Source organism: Alphaproteobacteria bacterium (genome assembly GCA_033344895.1).
Lineage (GTDB): Bacteria > Pseudomonadota > Alphaproteobacteria > UBA8366 > Aestuariispiraceae > Pacificispira.
Genome location: JAWPMN010000001.1, coordinates 1,534,324 through 1,554,698, shown reverse-complemented (window position 1 = coordinate 1,554,698; position 20,375 = coordinate 1,534,324). Strand labels below are relative to the sequence as shown.

Annotated in this window: 15 protein-coding genes; 8 read left to right on the top strand and 7 right to left on the bottom strand. The window is 66.2% G+C overall.

The window, feature by feature from the left end; genetic code table 11:
* Positions 1-99: 99 nt before the first annotated feature.
* The 5 genes from addA to tsaE are packed head-to-tail and all read right to left on the bottom strand — an operon-like array spanning position 100 to position 8,910.
* Positions 100-3,612 (bottom strand): double-strand break repair helicase AddA, encoded by a 3,513-nt coding sequence (gene addA, locus R8L07_07595; GenBank protein ID MDW3205395.1) that lies wholly within the window; start codon positions 3,610-3,612, stop codon positions 100-102.
* Positions 3,609-6,653, bottom strand: coding sequence for a double-strand break repair protein AddB (gene addB, locus R8L07_07590; protein MDW3205394.1), 3,045 nt, complete (start codon positions 6,651-6,653; stop codon positions 3,609-3,611). The genes addA and addB overlap by 4 nt, the downstream gene beginning before the upstream one ends.
* Positions 6,654-6,705: 52 nt before the next feature.
* Complete coding sequence (locus tag R8L07_07585; protein MDW3205393.1) at positions 6,706-7,434, bottom strand: nucleotidyltransferase family protein; 729 nt, start codon at positions 7,432-7,434, stop codon at positions 6,706-6,708.
* The gene (locus R8L07_07580; protein MDW3205392.1) at positions 7,431-8,459 is read right to left on the bottom strand and encodes a phosphotransferase; all 1,029 of its coding nucleotides are present in this window, start codon (positions 8,457-8,459) and stop codon (positions 7,431-7,433) included. The genes R8L07_07585 and R8L07_07580 overlap by 4 nt, the downstream gene beginning before the upstream one ends.
* On the bottom strand, positions 8,449-8,910 hold the full coding sequence (gene tsaE, locus R8L07_07575) for a tRNA (adenosine(37)-N6)-threonylcarbamoyltransferase complex ATPase subunit type 1 TsaE (GenBank protein MDW3205391.1): 462 nt from the start codon (positions 8,908-8,910) through the stop codon (positions 8,449-8,451). The genes R8L07_07580 and tsaE overlap by 11 nt, the downstream gene beginning before the upstream one ends.
* 168 nt (positions 8,911-9,078) lie before the next feature.
* On the opposite strand from tsaE, the gene R8L07_07570 reads away from it, so the two are divergent.
* Entirely contained in the window at positions 9,079-10,104 is a 1,026-nt protein-coding gene (locus R8L07_07570; GenBank protein ID MDW3205390.1) for an NAD(P)/FAD-dependent oxidoreductase, read from the top strand.
* A gap of 12 nt (positions 10,105-10,116) precedes the next feature.
* On the opposite strand, the gene R8L07_07565 is transcribed toward R8L07_07570, so the two are convergent.
* Entirely contained in the window at positions 10,117-12,408 is a 2,292-nt protein-coding gene (locus tag R8L07_07565; protein MDW3205389.1) for a PAS-domain containing protein, read from the bottom strand.
* A gap of 131 nt (positions 12,409-12,539) precedes the next feature.
* Positions 12,540-13,829: an adenosylhomocysteinase gene (ahcY, locus tag R8L07_07560; protein MDW3205388.1), complete on the bottom strand. Its 1,290-nt coding sequence runs from the start codon at positions 13,827-13,829 to the stop codon at positions 12,540-12,542.
* 304 nt (positions 13,830-14,133) lie between these two features.
* On the opposite strand from ahcY, the gene R8L07_07555 reads away from it, so the two are divergent.
* The 7 genes from R8L07_07555 to R8L07_07525 all read left to right on the top strand — a co-directional run bounded on the left by R8L07_07555 (position 14,134) and on the right by R8L07_07525 (position 20,366).
* Complete coding sequence (locus R8L07_07555; protein ID MDW3205387.1) at positions 14,134-15,270, top strand: OmpA family protein; 1,137 nt, start codon at positions 14,134-14,136, stop codon at positions 15,268-15,270.
* Positions 15,271-15,352: 82 nt separating this feature from the next.
* Complete coding sequence (gene ccmA, locus R8L07_07550) at positions 15,353-15,997, top strand: heme ABC exporter ATP-binding protein CcmA (protein ID MDW3205386.1); 645 nt, start codon at positions 15,353-15,355, stop codon at positions 15,995-15,997.
* Positions 15,994-16,662 (top strand): heme exporter protein CcmB, encoded by a 669-nt coding sequence (gene ccmB / locus R8L07_07545; protein ID MDW3205385.1) that lies wholly within the window; start codon positions 15,994-15,996, stop codon positions 16,660-16,662. The genes ccmA and ccmB overlap by 4 nt, the downstream gene beginning before the upstream one ends.
* A gap of 81 nt (positions 16,663-16,743) precedes the next feature.
* Positions 16,744-17,607: a heme ABC transporter permease gene (locus tag R8L07_07540; protein ID MDW3205384.1), complete on the top strand. Its 864-nt coding sequence runs from the start codon at positions 16,744-16,746 to the stop codon at positions 17,605-17,607.
* Positions 17,608-17,622: 15 nt separating this feature from the next.
* Positions 17,623-17,814: a heme exporter protein CcmD gene (gene ccmD / locus R8L07_07535; GenBank protein ID MDW3205383.1), complete on the top strand. Its 192-nt coding sequence runs from the start codon at positions 17,623-17,625 to the stop codon at positions 17,812-17,814.
* The gene (gene ccmE, locus R8L07_07530) at positions 17,811-18,344 is read left to right on the top strand and encodes a cytochrome c maturation protein CcmE (protein MDW3205382.1); all 534 of its coding nucleotides are present in this window, start codon (positions 17,811-17,813) and stop codon (positions 18,342-18,344) included. Before ccmD ends, ccmE begins: the two co-directional genes overlap by 4 nt.
* A gap of 21 nt (positions 18,345-18,365) precedes the next feature.
* Positions 18,366-20,366: a heme lyase CcmF/NrfE family subunit gene (locus R8L07_07525; GenBank protein ID MDW3205381.1), complete on the top strand. Its 2,001-nt coding sequence runs from the start codon at positions 18,366-18,368 to the stop codon at positions 20,364-20,366.
* Positions 20,367-20,375 lie beyond the last annotated feature (9 nt).

The window sequence follows — 20,375 nt, the reverse complement described above, 5'->3', positions numbered from 1 at the left end:
GGACGGTGTCTACCCCGTCGGCGGGTCATGTTGTGGTGGCTCCAATTGCCTGGGTGCCCCGTATCGCTGACCCGAATCTAGGCAGGGGAGGATTCGGAATCAAGCGTGGCTGTCCAACAGTGTGTCCGGCAGCGGCACAAGACGTGGCGTTTCCGTAAATACCAGGGCGCAACGGATCGGTCGATCCGGATATATCTGGCGCAGAATCGCCCGGTATCCGGCCATTTGGGCCAGATAGGCCGGGGGCACGCGCTCCGGGTCGGATGGGGCCGGTCGCAGTGTCTTATAGTCGAGGACAAGGATCTCATGCCCCCGGATCAAAAGCCGGTCGACCTGCCCGGAGACGGCGAAGGGTCCTTTCGATTCGCCGGACTGCTCGATCAGGCCGGCCAGTGGGACCTCCGCCCGGCTGTCGGGGCCGAACAGGGCGGCAAACCCGGGATGCTCCAGAACGCCGAAGGTCTCGTCGCGCAGCTGTGCCTGCTGATCGGCCGTCAGGTCATGGGCGGGCATCGCCAGGAAGCGGGCCGCCGCATCGTGTCGTTTCTCCATCGCCAGATCCGGCAGCGTCTGCAGCAGACGGTGCACCAGGGTGCCCCGCTTGAACCGCAGGGGATCGGCATCGTCCAGCGGTGAGCGCACGGGCGGATCTGTATTCCCCGGCCGGCTGGGTGCCAGCGGCCGCGGCGGGCTGGGCTCTGTCGGCGGTGGGGATGTCAGCCAGGCCGGGGCCGTCACGGCACCGGCGGCGGCGGGGCGGTCGGCTTCTGCTGCTGCGGCCGGATCCCCGGTTTCGTAGATCAGCGCCTCTGCCTGCCATTCCGGGACCGGTGTCAGGGTTTCGGTGCGGGTGCCGGGCAGCTTCTCAAGGCCGCCTTTTACCAGGTCGAGCCAGTTGCCTTCCGACGGTTTTCGACGGGCCAGGCGGCCGGTGACGATCAGGCGCGATTCCGCCCGGGTCATGGCGACATAGAGCAGCCGTCGATACTCCCGCTCCGCGGCGTCCTTCTCAGCCTGTTTCAGCTCGGCGGCCACGGCATCCTCATAGCGGCCGGACGGTGTCCAGATCGGCAGGGCGCCGCCCGCTTCGCGCTGCAGCCAGCGCAGCGGGGCACTGCGGGCGCCGCTCTTGGTCAGGGCGTCGGGCAGGATCACGATCGGCGCCTGCAGCCCCTTGGCGCCATGCACCGTCATGATGCGGATTTCATCCCGCGCCTCGGTTTCCAGGTCGCGCTTCAACTCGGTATTGCCGCGGGCGAACCAGGACAGGAACCCTTCCAGCGTCGGTGTCCGTTTCACGTCATGGTCCAGGGCGAGGCTGAGGAACTCCTCCAGCGGGTCCTCGACCTCCGCACCCAGCCGGGCGACCAGGGCCTGACGGCCGGTATAGGTGTCGCCGGCGGCTGCCATCCTGCCCGGTCCCGGACAGGGGGACAGAAGGGCCCGCTGAAACAGCTCATAGGGCGGCAGTCGATCCGTGGCCTGCAGCAATCCGTCGAACCAGTCTGCAGCCGCGGTCAGTCGCGGATCGTCCAGCCGCATCCTGCTGAGTTGCTGCCACAGGCTGTTTCCGCCCCGGTCCCGGGCAATCCGGAACAGATCGTCATCGTCGAATCCGACAAAGGGCGATTTCAGGACACAGGCCAGGGTCAGGTCGTCCTGCGGCAGCAGCAGCGCCCGGGCCAGGGCAAGAAGATCCATGACCGCGATCTGCTCTGTCAGCGCGATGCGGTCGACCCCGGCCACCGGAATGTCGAGCCGTTTCAACTCCCGTACCAGGGCATCGATCAACTCGGTGCGCCGTTGCACGAGAAACAGGATGTCCCCGGCGCGGATCGGGCGGCCTTCCGATTCCAGCAACTCGCCCCGGTCAAGCCAGCCCCGCACTGTTGTGGCCAGGCCCGCGGCGAGAATCTGTGTCGCATCCGTACCGCCGGTCAGCGCCGCGTCCGGGGGGGCGAAAGGGTCCGGGTCCACCGCATCGCCCGGTGCCGTCGGACTCCAGACCTCGACCCGGCCGCGCAGCCCTGCCTTCCGGGCGAAGGCATAATGGCGCAGCGGCGCCTCTTCCGGTGTGACCACGCCATCGCTCGCGGGCGGTTCGGCAAAGGTCCTGTCGACCGCGTCGAGGACGGCCTGAACCGAGCGGAAGGAGACTTCCATCGGGACCGGACGGATGTCCGTGCCGCCGGCCATCGCGGACCGGGACAGACTGTCCCGCCAGGCGCGATATCCTTCGGGATCGGCGCCCTGAAAACTGTAGATCGACTGCTTGGCGTCGCCGACGACGAACAGGGTCCGCTGCTCCGCGCTGCCGCCGGCGCCGGAAAAGAACTCCCCGATCAGGGCATCGACGATCCGGCGTTGATCGGCACTCGTATCCTGCGCCTCGTCGATCAGCAAATGGGACAGGCCGCCATCCAGCTTGAACAGGACCCAGGGCACGGTATCGCGGGTCAACAGGGCGCTGGTCTTCTGAATCAGATCGTCATAGTCAAGCCGTGCCGTGGCGCGCTTGAAGTCCTCATAGGCCTTCAGGACCGCCGCGCCCAGCCGCAGCAACGCCTCGCTGGCCCGGGCGGTGCCCTGTCGCCGGAGTCGGGCATCGACGGCCATCAGCCGCTGCTGCTCGACACCGATCACATCGATGCTGGCCGGGCTGTTCTCCGTGATCTTCTTGACCACGATCTTGCTGTTCGGCGTGCCCTCCTTCGTGATGAAGACGCCGAAATAGCGGTCGAAGGTGGCAATGCGGGTTTCCGGCCCGCCGTTCAGCCAGGCCTCGATGACCGGCCAGCGGTCCTGATTGCCCTTGCCGCCGAAATTCCGCAGCGCCTCCGCCGCCAAGCGCAGGCCCATTTCATCCGGGGCATCGGCGGCGCAGGCCTTCGCGATGATGGTTGCCTCGTCGAGACCCGGTTCGGCCTGCAGCGCATCGTAGAGGGCGGCAATCGTGCCCTCCAGCCCGCCGTGACGGCGCAGCGCCTCCGACAGCCAGCCGCGGCGCCGCGACATCTCTGCCATCAGGTCGGAAAAGCCGCTTTCAATTGCCCGGGCGGTCACCCGTTCCAGCGCCTCGCCCAGGACGCCGCCGGCCAGCGCGGCGCGCAGAACCGTCTCCTGTGCCAGGTCCATGGCCTCCGCCGCCTGCCTTTCATCCATGGCCTCGAAATTGGGGGCGACCCGGGCTTCCAGGGGAAATCGGCCCAGGACCGACTGGCAGAAGGAATGAATGGTGCGGATACGCAGCCCGCCGGGAAGATCCAGCACCTGGGCGAAGAGGCGACGGGCCCTGTTCATCTTCTCCGCCGTGACGGAACCGCCGTCCAGCCGCCGGATCGCGGTCTCAAGCTCCGCATCGCTCAGCCGCGTCCATTGCGACAGTCTGCGGTGAATGCGGTTGGCCATTTCGGAGGCCGCGGCCTTGGTGAAGGTCACGCACAGCAGGCCGTCCGGCTTCGCCCCATCGACCAGCAACGCCAGAACGCGGTCCGTCAGGACCTTGGTCTTGCCGCTGCCCGCGCTGGCGGCGACCCAGACGCTGGCCTTCGGGTCCGCAGCCCGGCGCTGGATCAGGTCCGGGTCGGGCTTCTGTGTGGTGCGCCCGGTCACGCGTCGCCCTCCCCACCTTCCGTGCCCAGCGACCATTCCTTGATCCGGGCCAGATGGGCATAGTCGTTGAAACGTGGTGCCAGCTCCGCCCGTGGGACCGCAGGATAGGGCGTCGTCTCCACCTCATAGGCCTGAATCAGGGCAGTCAGCCTTTCCGCCACCGTATCGGCCAGGGCGTCGGCGTCCAGCTTGCCGTCAGTCTGGATGCTGCCCGGTGGATCGCCGCCGCTCAGCTTCCAATAGGCCAGTTCAACCACCGGGCCCGGCGGCACGCCCGGAAATCCGCCGGCCTTCAGAATTGCGGCTTCCAGCGGCAATTGCGGCGCGGTTAACTCGGCCACCGCCCGCTTGGTCGGAACGAAACCCGTCTTGTAATCCAGAATGGCATAACCGCCGTCGCGGAACCGGTCGATCCGATCCGCCTCCGCCGACAGGGTGAAGCCCCCGCGCGGCGTGGGAATGGTCATCTTGCCCTTGATTTCGGTATGGCTGGCCGTCAAGCGGGTCCGGCGCGCCGCTTCCTGGGCCAGGAACCAGTGCGCGATGCGGACGAAACGCGGCCACCAGAAGGCCTTCACCGCCGGGTTGGCCAGGACCTGGCTGCCGAAGGCCTCTTCCCCGAATTGCAGGAGGCGATCCGCCGCGTCGGGCGGCAGGGCGTCGGGATGGGCGCGGGTGAAGGCGTCCAGCGCCTGATGGATGATGGTCCCCTTGTCCGCTGCGCCCAGATCGGCTTCCAGCGGGTCCAGGGCGCTGAGGCCCAGGACATACTGGGCATAGATCGAATAGGGGTCGCGCATCAGCACTTCGATGCGGGTCGCCGACAGCCGGTCGGGCCGCGTGTCCACCGGGGGTGTCGGGGCCGGACGGGTCAGGGCCGGCAGGCGGTCGCGCCGATCCAGCATGCGCTGCCAGACCAGACGCGCGGTGGAGTGCCCGTTGTTCTTCGGCAGGTGGACATCCAGGCCCAGCCGTTCGGTCAAGGTGGCTAGCCGCTCCAGCCAGCGGGCGGGCACGGTCTGCTGACCGCCGCTCTTTTCCGCCCGCAGCAGAACGACTTCCGGCGCACCGCAGGCCTGGGCGAAATCGTGGGCCGCCAGGCCGATGCGCCGTTCATGGGCCGGCAGCCCGAAATCCCGGCGCATGGCGCGGGACATCCAGGGGTCGTCACCCGGTTCCGGCGGCCAGATACCCTCGTTGAGGCCCGCCAGGACAAACCGGTCGGCATGTTGCAGTCGGGCCTCCAGCGGGCCCAGTATGGCGACGCGCGGATGCGCCCCATGGCGCGGGCGTACCGTCTTGCCCTGCATCAACGCATCAATCAGTGCCACATAATCGCCCGGGCCGACCGGACCCAGCAGCGCACCATGGGGAATCAGGTCCAGGGTGAAATCGGCCAACGCCTCGCCATCATCGTCGCGCCACAGCGAATCCGCGCCGGGACGGTCCTCCCGCGCTGCCAGGTTCTCCGATGCCCGGATATGGGCCTTCAGCACGGAATCGAACGGCGCGCGGCCGGCCTCCAGCAGGTCGGTCAGCGGGCTCAGGGCGGCCTCGATGGCATGGGTCAGGCGCAGCGCATCGTCCAGCACGGCGTCGCCCGGGCCGCGGGGATCCGCACGGCGCGCCTCGATGGCACGGCGCAGTCCTTCGGTCCCGCCGACGGGTTTCGGGCCGCGCAGGCAGGCGATCTCGAGATTGCGCACGGCGCGACGCAGATCGTTCGGGCGCCCGCCCAGCGCCGCCATCGGATGTTTCAGCAATGCCAGCAGCGCGACCGGACTCAGACGCGCGGCCACCGCCTCCGCGGTCAGACGGAAAAACCGCCCGGCTTCGGTCTGGGACAGCGGTCGGCCCGCGGAATCATCGATGCGGATGCCCCACCGGTCCATCTGTGCCGCGACCCGCCGCGCCAGCATCCGGTCCGGCGTGACCAGGGCCGCGGTCTTGCCCGGCGTTTCCAGGACCTCGCGCAGGCATTGCGCGGCCAGTTCCGCCTCGGCCGCGGGAGACGGCGCGGCAAGCCATTCGACGCCTTCGAACCCTCCGGCATCCAGGTCGTCCAGACTGCGCCAGCGTTCGGTCGTCTCGGCCGGGCGCAGTGCCTCGGCGATCAGGCGGGCGCGGGCGATCCGGGGCTCCGCGGGCGGTTCGTCATCGTCCGGCCAGTCGACGACATCGGCACGTCCTGCCCCCAGCTGGTCCAGCAACTGAGCCAGGCCGAATTGCGGATGGGTCGGGTCCTCCCGAACCGCTGGCCAGTCCTCTTCGGCCAGAACCCGGTCCAGGCCCGGCAGAACGACGGTGCCCAAGGGAAGTTGCGATACCGAAACAATCAGCTCCGCCGTGGCGGGGATGGAGCCGGTCGACCCTGCGACGACGATCGGATGCCGTGGCGGTGCCTCGCGCCAGGCCCGCGCCTGGGCTCGCATCAGGCGGCTGCGCCGCTCCGCCGGGTCGATCTCGCCCGATGCCGCCAGATAGGCCGGCCATTCACTGCGCAGAATGTTCAGGAAGACAACGGTCTGGGCCCAGTGCTCGGCATATTCCTCCGGCACAAGCGCTTCCAGATTGTCGAGTGTCAGGCCTTCGGTCTGTACCTGATCCAGCAGGCGCGCCAGTTCCCGGGCCAGCAACAGCGCCTGGTCCGGGCCGATCTCGTCCAGGGCCGGATCGGCCTTGGCCTGGGCGTTGCGCAGCGCCTTCACCAGTTCGGTCAGGCGCAACAGCCGCTCGGTCGTGGAAATGGCGGGCGGCAGGTCCAGCAGATCGGCGATCGCGCCGGATTCGTCCCCGGGGGCGGTCAGGACCAGTTCCTCTTCATCGACCTCGCCGATCGGGCGCATCCGGGGCAGCAGCATGGCCCGGCCGCCGCTTCGGCGCAGAAATGCTTCGCGCAGGGATCGGCACGCCCGGCGTGTCGGCAGCAGTACCAGGATGTCTGACAGGGCAAGCGGGTCCGCCGCCGTCCGGGCCAGCAGCCCCTCGGCCAGCGCATCGACGAAAGGCCGCCAGGTCGGGATCGAGTAGAGGTTGGTCACGGGCACGACACTAACGGCAATTGGCGCGTGCCGCCAAGTGGCGGTTTCGACGTCACCGGGTATTGCTGGCGGTGTGCCCCAGCTCGATCACGGTCTGGGTTTCCGCCAGGGCTTCCGGCGTGCCGACATGATACCATTCGCCGTCATGGACCAGCGCATGAAGCCGCCCGGCCGCCGCGGCCTTGTCGAAGAGCGCGACCAGGGAAAACGCTCCGTCCGGCGCGTCCGCGAACAGGTCCGGCGTCAGAACGGACAGCCCGGCGAAGAGATAGGGCGCGACCTCGTGCTCGACACGGCGCCGGGCGAGACCGGTCGGGTCGAGATGGAAATCCCCGGGCCCGGCATAATCGCCGCCGGCCGTCGCGATCGGATGCAGCAGCAGAAGCGCGTCCATCCGGTCGGGATCGAAGGCGGCGCGCATCCGCTCCGCGGCGGGCCGAGGGCCGTCGAGCCAGACCGTGTCGGCATTGGCCACCATGAACGGTTTGTCGCCCAGCAGCGGCAGGGCATTGGCGACACCGCCGCCGGTGTCGAGAATCTCCGCCTCCGGCGACAGGATGACGTCTTCGCTGGTCTTGAAATGGGCGGTGATCTGATCGCCGAGATAATGGCTGTTCACGACGAAGCGGGTCAGGCCGGCGCTGCGCAGCCGCTCGAAGGTCCAGTCGATCAGCGGTTTGCCGCACAGTCGGACCAGCGGTTTCGGCGTCGTCTCCGTCAGCGGCCGCATCCGTTTGCCGAAGCCGGCGGCCAGCACCATGGCGGTATCGATTTCGGTCATTGACGCGCAACAGCCTCTTTCGCTTCGTCCGACCCGGCCGGGGCCCTGCGCAGGGACGGCGGGAAATTCATGTCATACCATTCCTTCAGATCGCGCAGCAGCGGATGGTTCAATCCGCCTTCCAGCCAGCGCCAGGTGCGCGGGATATGGTGCAGGTATCGAGGCTTCCCGTCGCGCCGGTCCAGCCGGGTGAAGATTCCGATGATCTTGGTCGCGCGCTGGACGCCCAGTACTGCATAGGACAGGGCAAAGGCGTCGCGCGGCATGGCCGGGAAGGCGTTCAGGTAGCGCCGCATCAGACCGTTCGCCAAGGCATGGGGGACGTCGCGGCGGGCATCTTCGAACAGTGAGACCAGATCATAGGTCACCGGGCCGATGACCGCGTCCTGGAAATCCAGCAGGCCGCAGGCCGCCTCGGCCTCGCGGTCGGGCAGGTGGATCAGGTTGTCGACATGATAGTCGCGCAACACCAGGCTCGACGGTACGGCGAAGGCATGATCCAGCGCATTGCGCCAGAGGCCGCGGAACACCGCACGGTCCGGCTCGGGACAGGGAGCGCCCTTGACCGCCGGCCAGTACCAGTCGATCAACAGGTCGGCTTCTTTGGCAAGCAGGTCCCTGGTGTAGTCGGGCACCTGCTCGGCCGGTCTGAAGTCGCGCTGCAACCGGATCAGGGTATCGGTCGCCAATCCGTAGATCTCGTATTCGTCGCCGCCCCGCGCGAGGACGCGGGTATAGGTATCGTCCCCCAGATCCTCCAGCAGCAGGTATCCGTTAACCTCGTCCGTGGCCAGGATTTCCGGGGCGCTGAGCCCCAGGCTGCGCAAAAGTTGCGCTACCGTAACGAAAGGCCGGACATCTTCCTTCTCGGGCGGTGCATCCATCAGGACGGCCTGCTTTCCGTCCCGCTCCACTCTTTCGTAGCGGCGGAAGGACGCATCGTCGGCCAGCAGGCGGCGCGTTGCGCCGGACCAGCCGGCCTCGGCCAGAAAGCGGTCGATATCCGCGCTGCGATCAGTCGGCATCTCGTATCACCTCGTCGATCCGGTTGTGCCATTCCGCCGGGGCGGTGATCCGGGCCTGCCGCCCTTCGCCGTCGTGGACGATCTCGATCCGCAGCGCCTGTGCCGGCAGATCCGTGCCCAGACGGTCCGGCCATTCGATCAGGCTCGCGGCCTCCGCGAAGGCTTCGTCGAGACCCAGTTCGATCGCATCGGCGCGGTCGTCCAGCCGGTAAAGGTCGACATGCCAGATTTCCAGGTCCGCCGCTTCATAGGTCTGCACCAGGGTGAAGGTCGGGCTCGGCACCTCCGCCTCGGGGTCCCCCAGCCGGGCCCGGATGGCGGCGCGGGACAATGCGCTCTTGCCGGCGCCCAGATCGCCGGTCAATGCCACCACGTCCCCGGTCCGCAGCACAAGCCCCAGCGCCGCGCCGAGGCGTGCCGTCGCTGCCGGGTCGGGCAGTAACACGGTCAGGTTCTGATCGGTCGGGGTTGTATCCGGTTCGGATGGCGGCACGGGCGGCTCGAAAATGGCAGTTTTGCGAAGATTTCCGGCATCCGGCGCTTGACGCTCCGGTCCGGTGCCTCTTCATATCACTGCGATTCGACAAACCCAACCGTTCACAATTCCGGGGTGACATCCATGACCGAGACCGCCGCTGCGCCGATCGAAACCGACGTCGTCATCGTCGGGGCCGGCCCCGTGGGCCTGTTCGCGATCTTCGAACTGGGCATGCTGAAAATCCGCGCCCATATCGTGGATTCGCTGGAAGAGGTCGGCGGTCAGTGCACGGCGCTCTATCCTGAGAAGCCGATTTTCGACATTCCGGCCCATCCGCGAATCGACGGGGCGGCGCTGATCGAAAAGCTTGAAGAACAGGCGGCCCCCTTCGATCCGGTCTATCACCTGAATCAGCAGGTGACGGCGCTGGCGCCGCAGCCGGATGGCGGCTTCGTGCTGGAAACCTCAAAGGGTACGGCTTTCCGATGCAAGGCGGTCGTCATCGCCGCGGGCGGCGGGGCCTTCGGACCGAACCGTCCGCCGCTGGACGGGCTGGAGAGCTATGAGGGCAAGTCGGTCTTCTACATGGTCAAGCGGCGCGAGGATTTTCGCGACAAGACGGTCGTCATCGCGGGCGGCGGCGATTCCGCGGTCGATTGGGCAATGTCCCTGCCAGAGGTGGCCAGGAAGGTCTATGTCGTCCATCGCCGGGACAAGTTCCGCGCCGCGCCGGAATCGGTCGACCGGATGATGTCCTGGGCGGAAAAGGGCAAGCTGGAACTGGTCACACCCTGCCAGTTGAGCGGCCTGGAAGGCAGCGACGGGGCGCTTTCCGGCGTGAAGGTGAAGGATTTCGACGGCAACGAGCGCGTACTGGAAGCGGATGTGCTGCTGCCCTTCTTCGGGTTGGCTGCCAAGCTGGGGCCGATCGCGGAATGGGGATTTGCGGTGGACCGGAACACGATTCCGGTGGATCGGGCGACGTGCGAGACGCCGCTGCCGGGCATCTTCGCGATCGGCGACGTGGCGACCTATGACGGCAAGCTGAAGCTGATCCTTCAGGGGTTCTCCGACGCCGCGGCGGCCGCGCACCGAATTCATGGCATCGTCTATCCGGGCGAGGCCCTGCATTTCGAATATTCGACGACCAAGGGGGTCCCCGGCTGACACCCGATCCGGTCAGGCCAGCTCGCTGGCAGCGTCCTCGAAGGCACAGATCAGCGTTACCTCGTCCTCCGCGACATCCAGTGTGCCGCGCTGGGCATGGATCAGGGAGCGGGCAAGGCTGATCCCGATATCGGCGCCGGTCGCCAGGGCATGTTCGACGATATCCAGATCGGGATTTCCCGATGCCCGTCGCGCCCAGGCGGAATCGTCCGCCAGAGTCATCGGCACGGTCAGCCGGATCTGATGGCGTCCGTCTTGCGTGATCAGGGAAATCCCGGCCTCGGGGCCGGTCGGCGCGTGCCGGGCAGCGTCGGCGATCAGGTAACGCAGGGCCTGGAACAGGCGGCGCCTGTCCGCGGAAACCAGACATTCTCCCTGGGGTGGGGTCAGGGTGAGACGCGCGGTCGCCGGCCGATCGGCCATCACGAGAACGCAGACTTCCTGCAGCATGGCCGCCAGATCGATCTTGACGCTTTCCAGTTGCATGAACCCGGCCTGGACCGCCGCCAAGTCCAGAATGTCCCCAATCAGATCCGACAGGTCCGATGCGGCGATCAGGATGTCGTTGACATAGGCCGTCTGCCGCTCCGTCAGCGTTCCGAAATTCTCCAGGCGCAGCAGTTCGGCAAATCCCATGATCGCATTCAGCGGCGTGCGCAATTCGTAGGAGACATTGGACACGAAACGGCTCTTCAAGAGATCCGCATTCTCCAGGGCTCGATTGCGCTCGCGCAGGGCGCGCTCGACCTGGGTCGAATCGGTGATGTCGAGATACAGGACAAGGCACTGCCCGTCAGGCAGGGGAACATAGGCGTAATCCAGCACTCGGCCGTCCAGCAGGGTCATCCGCCCCTGTCGCGCCGCCGGTTCCGAGACCGAGGTGATCAGTCGCCGTCGCAGGGTTTCCCAGTCGCCCTCGTTCCGGATCACACCCTTTGCGAAATTGGCGACTTCGGAAATATGCGGCTCCGTCGCCAGCCAGTCCGGATCCAGATCGAACAGGCTGGCATAGACGTTGTTGAACAGCTTCATCCGACCGTCCCGCCCGAAGACGCAGACCCCTTCGAACAGGGAGTTCAGGGTGGACCTCTGTACGGCCGTCAGGGTGTTGTGCGAACTTTCCAGCGCCAGCCGGTCGGTCACATCCTCGTACTGAAAGATCAGGCCGCCCAGCGGATGCGGCGAGGCGACGGCACGGATCGTTCGGCCGTCCGGAAGGTGAAGCAGGTCCTCCCGTGGCTCGATCAAGGTGGTGAACAACTGCTCCATCTGTCGCTTGAAAGCCGGGAAGTCGGACAGTTCCGGAAGCTGACGGTTCTCGCGCAGCAGTTCCAGCAAGGTGCCGATGATCGGCTGATCGTCCAGCACGTCCGGGGAAAGCTGCCACATACCCGCATAGGGGTCGTTGAAGAATTTCAGCCGACGGTCCGGACCGAAGATCGCAATCGCCGTGGTCAGCTTCTCAAGCACCTGATCCTGAACGGCAATATGTTCCGCCAGGGACATCTGGAGGTTTTCCAGCGCGGTCATGTCCTGGCCGATGCCGGCGACCACGCCCTGGTGCCCGGGAACCGGAGATTCGATGATATCCATGGCGTGGCGGTCGCCGCCCAGGACGATATGGCGGCTCTCGCTCTGCGGCAGGCCCGTTCGCTGCGCCAGCCGTGCCAGGTCGAGCGCCCGGCCCGGTGCGCCGACCGCCCGGGATTTCTCATCGCCCCCGAAAGTATCGCGGAAGGCTTTGTTATGGCCGGCGATCTGCAGGCCGTCGCGGTCGCGCCACCAGATCGGGTGCGGCACGGTATCCAGCACGCCGCGCAGCAACTCCATCTCGTCTTCGCGTTCGGTATACTGTTCCGCCAGCCAGGCCGACGCGCTGTCGTCGCGCAGCCAGATCGCCGTTTCGCCCTCGACGATGCGCCCGCACAGGGTCAGCACCAGCCCGTCCTCGTCCGTGTCCACCGTCATCTCGAACGGGCGCCCGTCGTCCAGCATGGCGGCCAGGGATTCGTCGATCGCTCCGCGGTGGCGGTCGCTGAAACGCGCCAGCAGGTCCGTCAGGTCTACGGGCGCCTCCGCCGGCAGTTTCAGGATTGCCGCCGCCGCCGGGTTGGGACGCCAGCCGTCGGGCCGGCGGCGAATGACGCCATAGGGGGATTCGTTCAACACGGATTGAAACCGGTCGGCGCGTCGCTCCGCCATACGGGCCGCCTGGCGGGCACGCCACCAAAGGACCGCCTGCGCTGCGGCCGCCGCCGCACCGGTCAACGCAACTGCCGGCCATACCATGTCGGGCCAAACCATTTGGACGCACTTCCCCCGAACTGGATCGGGGGCAGTCTAGTGCGGTTCGCCCGCCTGCCGAAAGGGGGCATGAAAAAGGGCGGCGCATCGGCGATGCACCGCCCTGTTTTCTGTCGCTCGGATCCGCTGGATCAGTAGCGGTAGGCGTCCGGCTTGTGCGGGCCTTCGACGGAGACGCCGATATAGGATGCCTGCTTCTCCGACAGTGTCGTCAGCTGCGCGCCGACCTTCTCGAGATGCAGCGCCGCGACCTTCTCGTCGAGATGCTTCGGCAGGACATAGACCTGATTGTCATACTTGTCCGCGTGGTTCCAAAGCTCGATCTGGGCCAGGACCTGGTTCGCGAAGGACGCGCTCATCACGAAGCTGGGGTGGCCGGTGGCGCAACCCAGATTCACCAGGCGACCTTCCGCCAGCAGGATCAACTTCTTGCCGTCGGGGAACTCGATCTGGTCGACCTGCGGCTTGATGTTGTCCCACTTGAAGTTCTTCAGGCCCTCGACCTGAATTTCACTGTCGAAATGGCCGATATTGCAGACGATGGCACGGTCTTTCATGTCGCGCATATGGTCGACCGTGATCACGTCGACATTGCCCGTGGCGGTGACGAAGATGTCGCCGCGCGGGGCCGCGTTTTCCATCGTTACGACTTCATAGCCTTCCATCGCGGCCTGCAGCGCACAGATCGGATCGGCTTCGGTGACCATCACGCGGCAGCCGGCGTTGCGCAGGCTTTCAGCCGAGCCCTTGCCGACATCGCCATAGCCCGCGACGACGGCGACCTTGCCGGCCATCATCACGTCGGTGGCGCGGCGGATCGCATCCACCAGGCTTTCGCGGCAGCCGTACTTGTTGTCGAACTTCGACTTGGTGACGCTGTCGTTCACGTTGATGGCCGGAACCTTCAGCGTGCCCTTCTTCGCCATTTCATACAGGCGGTGGACACCGGTCGTGGTCTCTTCCGACAGACCCTTCACATCGTCCAGCAGCGCCGGGAAGTTCTCATGCATGCGGACGGTCAGGTCGCCGCCGTCATCCAGGATCATGTTCGGAACCCAGCCGTTCGGCCCTTCGATCGTCTTGTCGATGGCCCACCAGAATTCCTCTTCATTCATGCCTTTCCAGGCGAAGACCGGAACACCGGAAGCCGCGATGGCGGCAGCCGCGTGATCCTGGGTCGAGAAGATGTTGCAGGACGACCAGCGGACTTCCGCACCCAGCGCCGTCAGCGTCTCGATCAGGACCGCGGTCTGGATCGTCATGTGCAGGCAGCCGGCGATGCGGGCGCCTTTCAGGGGTTGCGACTTGCCGTACTCGTCGCGCAGCGCCATCAGGCCCGGCATCTCGATTTCGGCCAGTTCAATTTCCTTACGGCCCCAATCGGCCAGCGAGATGTCCTTGACTTTGTAGTCCTCGGCCATGGTCTTCACCCTTTCACGTTTCGGAACGGACACTGGGATGACGCGTCCGCTATTGCGCGGAATCCGCAATCCGCGGGCATATAGCAGCGCAAGTGCAGCCGGGCAAGGCGCGCCGGGCTCGGCAGGCGATTCCCCGCAAACCGGGGCCAGATGGCAAATCTTCGCACCACCCCTAGTATTTAAAGGAAATTTGATGTCGACATACTGGGCAAATCACTACAGAAAGTATGAATAGGAGAGAAAGGGCATATCTTGTCAGTATCTGGTATGCCCATCGAAATAACTGGAACAACGTGAGGCGGACATGAATCGCCTGATCCTCATTTCCGCCGCGACGGCCTCGGCGACCGCGCTGGGCATTGGCGCGGCCACGGCGCGCGACGACGGGTACTACATCGGCATCGGTGCGGGATACAACATTCCGCACGAACAGGATCTGGATGTCCCGAACACCAACCAGTCGATCGAACATTCCGGCGGTCCGGGTGCGCTGGGCACGATCGGGTTCAAATACGAAGAGGGTTGGCGGTCCGAGCTGGAAATCGGCTATCGCACCAGCCAGGTGGAAAACATCAGCGCGGGCAATGCGACGGGTGACGTCGATGCCTGGACGATGATCATCAACGGCCTTTACGACTTCGAAGCCGACGGATTCTCGCCCTATCTCGGGGTCGGGGCCGGGGTGGCCTATCTCAATTACAAGAACGTCTCGCCGGTCACGACCGCCGGCGGAACGTCGTCGATCGACGATTACGCCGATCCGAACCTCGCCTTGCAGGCCATTGCGGGCGTGTCCTTCGACCTGCACGACAATGTCGAACTGACCGGCCAGTACAATTTCCTGGCCGTGCCGGAGGTCGAGGTCAACACGGCGAACGGTGTCCGTTCCCGGTCGGAATACTACAACCACCTCTTCACGGTCGGTCTGCGCTACACCTTCCCGGTCGGAAAGTCGCGTCCCGAACCGGAGCCGGAGCCCGTCCCGATGCAGTCGGCGGTCGAACCCGCGCCAGCGCCTGAACCGGAAATCGCTGCTGCTCCGCCGCCACCGCCTCCACCGCCGCCTCCCCCTCCGCCGCCGGCCCCGCCGCCCGCGCCGGAACCGGAGATCACGCGGAACTTCATCGTCTATTTCGATTGGGACAAGGCGGAACTGACCCCGGCGACGGAAGCGATCCTGCGCCAGGCGGCCGGTTATGCCAGCGAAGGCAAGGTCGCGCGCATCATCCTGACCGGCCACGCAGACACTTCGGGCACCCAGAAATACAATATGGGACTGTCCGAGCGGCGGGCTGACCGGGTCCGGTCCATGCTGGTCGAACTGGGGCTGCCCGCGACGGGCATCGTGACCTTTGCCCGCGGGGAGGAAGAGCCGATGGTCGCCACGGCCGACGGCGTGCGGGAGCCCAAGAACCGACGGGTCGAAATCCTGCTCGAATGATCGGGTTGGTCCCGGAAATTCTCTGTTCGGTATCGCGCATGGCGCTTGACGGGCCACTGGTTCGCGCCGCATGGAAAGCGTCATGGCAATACTCACGGCGCATCGGCTGACCTGTCTGCGCGGCCAGAAACTGGTCTTTGAAGACCTGTCCTTCTCGCTGCATCCCGGCGGTGCCCTCCTCCTGACCGGCCCGAACGGCAGTGGAAAGTCCAGCCTGCTGCGTGTGCTGGCGGGGTTGCTCGAGCCGTTCGATGGCGACCTTCTCCTGGATGGCCGCGCGGCATCGGAAGACCCGGATTCCCATCGGAGCCGAATAGCCTATATCGGCCATGCAGACCCGGTGAAACCGACTCTGACCGTGCGGGAGAGCCTGCGGTTCTGGGCCGATCTTGCCGGGACTGACCGGACTTCCCGGCTGGAAGAGGCCCTGGCGGCGCTCGACCTGACCCATCTGGCCGATACGCGGGGCGCCGTTCTGTCGTCGGGACAACGCCGCCGTCTGTCGCTGGCCCGGCTTCTGGTCACGGATGCGGATGTCTGGTTGCTGGACGAGCCGACCGTCGGACTGGATACCGTGTCGGTCCGCGCCGTGGAGGCACTGGTCGGGGCGCACCGTCGAAAGGGCGGCGCGGTGGTCCTGTCGACGCATATCGAATTCATTCTGCCTGACGGCGAGACCCTCGACCTTGGTGATTATGCGCCGCGCGGCGCGGCGGTGCCGGCATGACGGGATTCCGGGCGGTTCTGGTCCGCGACCTGCTGCTGGCGGTGCGTCAGAGTGCCGATCTGGCGCTGGTTCTGGGTTTCTTCGTCATTGCCGCGTCGCTGTTTCCCTTCGGCGTCGGCCCGGCACCGGAAACCCTGGCCCGGATCGCGCCCGGCGTGATCTGGGTTCTGGCGCTGCTGTCCGTCATGCTGTCGCTGGACCGCCTGTTCCAGCAGGATCTGGCCGATGGCAGCCTGGAACAGATGGCCCTGTCCCCGACGCCCCTGACGCTGGTCGTTCTGGCCAAGACCCTGGCCCACTGGCTGACGACGGGATTGCCGCTGATTGCCGTTGCGCCGTTGATCGGCATCCTGCTCAACCTGCCGCCGCAGGGCTATCCGGTCCTGCTCGCCGGGCTGGCCATCGGCACGCCGAGCCTCAGCCTGATCGGTGCCGTCGGCGCGGCGCTCAGCCTCGGTGCGCGCCGGGCCGGTCTGCTGATCGCCCTGCTGGTCCTGCCCCTCTACATTCCGATCCTGATTTTCGGTGTGACCGCCGTCGACGCGGTTCTGACCAGCGTCTCGCCGCAGCCGCATTTCCTCTATCTCGCGGCGATCCTGGCGGCAGCGATCCCTCTGGCCCCGCTCGCCGCCGCCGCGGCGGTTCGTCACGGGGTCGAGGGATAGCGGGTGCGGCACTGGTCAAAGGCAAATCTTTGAGCCAAATCAACGTGCACGAAACGGCCATAGCGTGTAGGAAATGGCCGGATGACCCCGTCCGGCGGGGTTGAGACAGGCGTGACGGGATCGAACAGGATGCATCGGTTCGCGAATCCGGGCCAGTTCATGCGCGTGGCGGACAGGGCGCTGCCCTGGATCGTCGCCCTGTGCCTGCCTGCGCTGGCCGCCGGGCTGTATTTCGGCCTCTACGCGTCGCCGCCGGATTTCCAGCAGGGCGAAACCGTCCGGATCATGTATATCCATGTTCCCACCGCGTTCCTGGCGCAGGCAGCCTATGTCGTCATGGCGCTGGGCAGTGCCAGTTTCCTGATCTGGAAACACCCGCTGGGCGACCTGCTCGCCCGATCTGCGGCGCCGATCGGCTGTGTCTTCTGCATCATCTGTCTGGTGACGGGATCTCTGTGGGGCCGTCCGACATGGGGCACCTACTGGGTCTGGGACGCCCGCCTGACATCGATGCTGATCCTGCTGTTCCTGTATTTCGGCTATCTGGCATTGGCCAATGCCTTCGACGATCCGGCGCGCGGCGACAAACCGGCGGCGATCCTGGCCCTGGTGGGCGTGGTGAACATTCCGCTGATCAAGTTTTCAGTCTATTTCTTCAATACGCTGCATCAGAAATCGACCCTGGCGGGCGACCTCATGGGTGCCATCTTCGGGGAGCCGGAAGCCGTGGTGCAGGCGGAAAACCTGCCGGCCGATCTGGCGGCGGCGGCGGCGCAGCAGGGCGGCGACCTGCCACCGGAAATGCTGCTGCCGCTGATGTTGATGCTGGCCGGGTTTACCCTGGCCTTCCTTGCGTTGCTGATCCTTCGGCTGCGTGGCGAATTCGCGGTGGTGCGGCTGCGGGCCTTGCGCGCTGGCCTGCGTGCCGAGCTGCGCGGCACTTGAGGCGGATGAAAGACGATGTTCGAGACGCTGTCTGAATTCTGGCAAATGGACGGAACGGGCCTCTATGTTTGGGGGTCCTATGGTGTCTGTTTTGCGCTGATGCTGGGGCTGGCAGTCCAGACCCTGCGCCGTCTGCGGGCGCGGCAGCGCGATCTGGATCTGCTGCAGGGCAGCCGCACGCGGCGCGGTGCACCGGGGGATAGATGAGCGATATCGGTGCAAGACGGCGGTCTCCGGCCGCACAGCGCAAGCGGATGCGCCTGATCCTGGTGATTTGCGGCGTGGCCTTCCTCGGTGCGGCGACCGCCCTGACGCTGACTGCGCTGCAAAGCAACGTGAACCTGTTCTTCGGCCCGACGGAGGTCGTCGAGGGCAAGGTGCCTGAAGGCGCGACCTTCCGGATCGGGGGGCTGGTCGAAATCGGCAGCTGCCGGATCCGCGACGACGGCGTAACCCGGGAATTTGTCGTGACGGATGGCGCCAACAGCGTCACCGTTACCTATCAGGGTCTGCTGCCCAGCTTGTTCCGGGACGGGCAGGGCGTTGTCGCCCTGGGTCAGCTGGACGGCGCCGGCCGGGCGTTTCGGGCGCAGGAGGTTCTGGCCAAACATGACGAGACCTACATGCCGGCCGAAGCTGTCGAGGCGATGAAGCGGGCCGGCACCTGGCAGGAGGGTGAAACCCAGGCCGTGACGTCATCCGATGCGGCGTCGGGCGCCAATCCCTGCAAGGGCTGAGGACAGAGGGGAGCGAGACAGATGATCGCGGAACTGGGCCATTATGTATTGACCCTCGCGCTCGGCGTGGCGCTGATCCAGTCGACTGTTCCGATGCTGGGCGCGGCCCGGGGGGATGGACGCCTGATGGCGGTGGCGGGCCCGGCGTCGCTGGCCCAGTTCGGCCTGCTGCTCTTCGCCTTTCTCGCCCTGATCCATGCCTATGTGACATCCGATTTCTCGGTCCTGAACGTCGTCCAGAACTCCCATTCGCTGAAACCGCTGCTCTACAAGGTGTCCGGAGCCTGGGGAAATCACGAAGGCTCGCTGCTGCTCTGGGTTGCGGTGATGGCGCTGTTCGGGGCGCTGGTCTCAGTCTTCGGCGGCAATCTGCCGCCGGGCCTGAAGGCACGGACCCTGTCGATCCAGGCCCTGATCACGGTCGGTTTCCTGCTGTTCATGCTGCTGACCTCCAACCCGTTCGAACGCATCTTTCCCGCGCCGCTGGAAGGGCGCGACCTAAATCCTCTGCTGCAGGATCCCGGCCTCGCCTTCCACCCGCCGATGCTCTACATCGGCTATGTCGGGCTTTCGATCGTGTTTTCCTTTGCCTGTGCCGCCCTGATCGAAGGCAAGGTCGATGCGGCCTGGGCGCGTTGGGTCCGGCCCTGGACATTGCTGGCCTGGGCCTTCCTGACCGGCGGCATCGCCCTGGGCAGCTGGTGGGCCTATTACGAGCTGGGCTGGGGCGGCTTCTGGTTCTGGGACCCGGTCGAAAATGCAAGTTTCATGCCCTGGCTGGTCGCGACCGCGCTGCTGCATTCGGCCATTGTCGTGGAGAAGCGCGACACGCTGAAGAGCTGGACCATCCTTCTGGCGATCATAGGATTCTCGCTCAGCCTGATCGGCACCTTCCTGGTGCGTTCGGGGGTGCTGACATCGGTTCACGCCTTTGCCAGCGATCCGGAACGCGGCGTCTTCATCCTCGCCCTGCTGGCGGTCGCCATCGGCGGCTCCTTCACGCTCTACGCCTGGCGCGCGCCGATGCTGACGGGCGGCGGCCTGTTCCGCCCGATCAGCCGGGAAGGGGCCCTGGTACTGAACAACCTGCTGCTGACGACGGCGGCCGCGACGGTGCTTCTGGGCACACTCTACCCGCTGTTTCTGGAGCTGGCGACGGATGACAAGATTTCCGTCGGGCCGCCGTTCTTCAACGCGACCTTCGTGCCGATCATGGCGCCGCTCTTCGTGGCGCTGGGCGTCGGGCCCCTGCTGCCCTGGAAGCGGGCGGATCTGGCGCCCGCCCTGAGGATACTTCGCGTCGCCTTCGTCTTCACCGTTGCGGTGACCGTCGTCGCGGGCATCGTGGTCTGGGGTCAGGCGGCAATCGCCCTTCTGGGCCTTGCACTTTCCGCCTGGCTGATCGCCGCCGTGATGACCGAGCTGTACCGGAAATGCCGCCCGACCCGCGCCGTGAAACCGGGGCAGGCCCTGCGCCGCCTGGGCAGCCTGAGCCGGGCCGCATGGGGCATGACCGCGGCCCATCTGGGCGTGGCCGTGGTGATCGCCGGTGCAACCGGTGCGTCGCTCCTGACGCAGGAGAAAATCGAGGCGGTTACCATCGGTCAGACGGTGGAGGTCGGCGGTTTCGATTTCACCCTGACTTCCGTCCGCGATGTGCCGGGACCGAACTACAATGCCGAGCGCGGGACTTTTTCCGTCGTTCCGGCGGGGTCGAAGGGGGCGGAACCGGTCGTTCTGCAATCCGAAAACCGGCAATATGTGTCGAACGGGCAGGTCACGACCGAAGCCGCCATTCGCTCGACCTTCTGGTACGATCTCTATGCGGTCCTGGGCGATCCGGCGGGACAGGGCCGGTTTACCGTGCGGCTCTATTTCAAGCCGCTGGTGCCCTGGCTCTGGATCGGGTCGACACTGATGGTGCTGGGCGGGTTCCTGTCGCTCAGCGACCGACGGCTGCGCGTGGGCGCGCCGAAACGCAGCGCCGCCCCGTCGGACGGCACCGCGCAGCCGGCAGAATGAGGGGTTCGC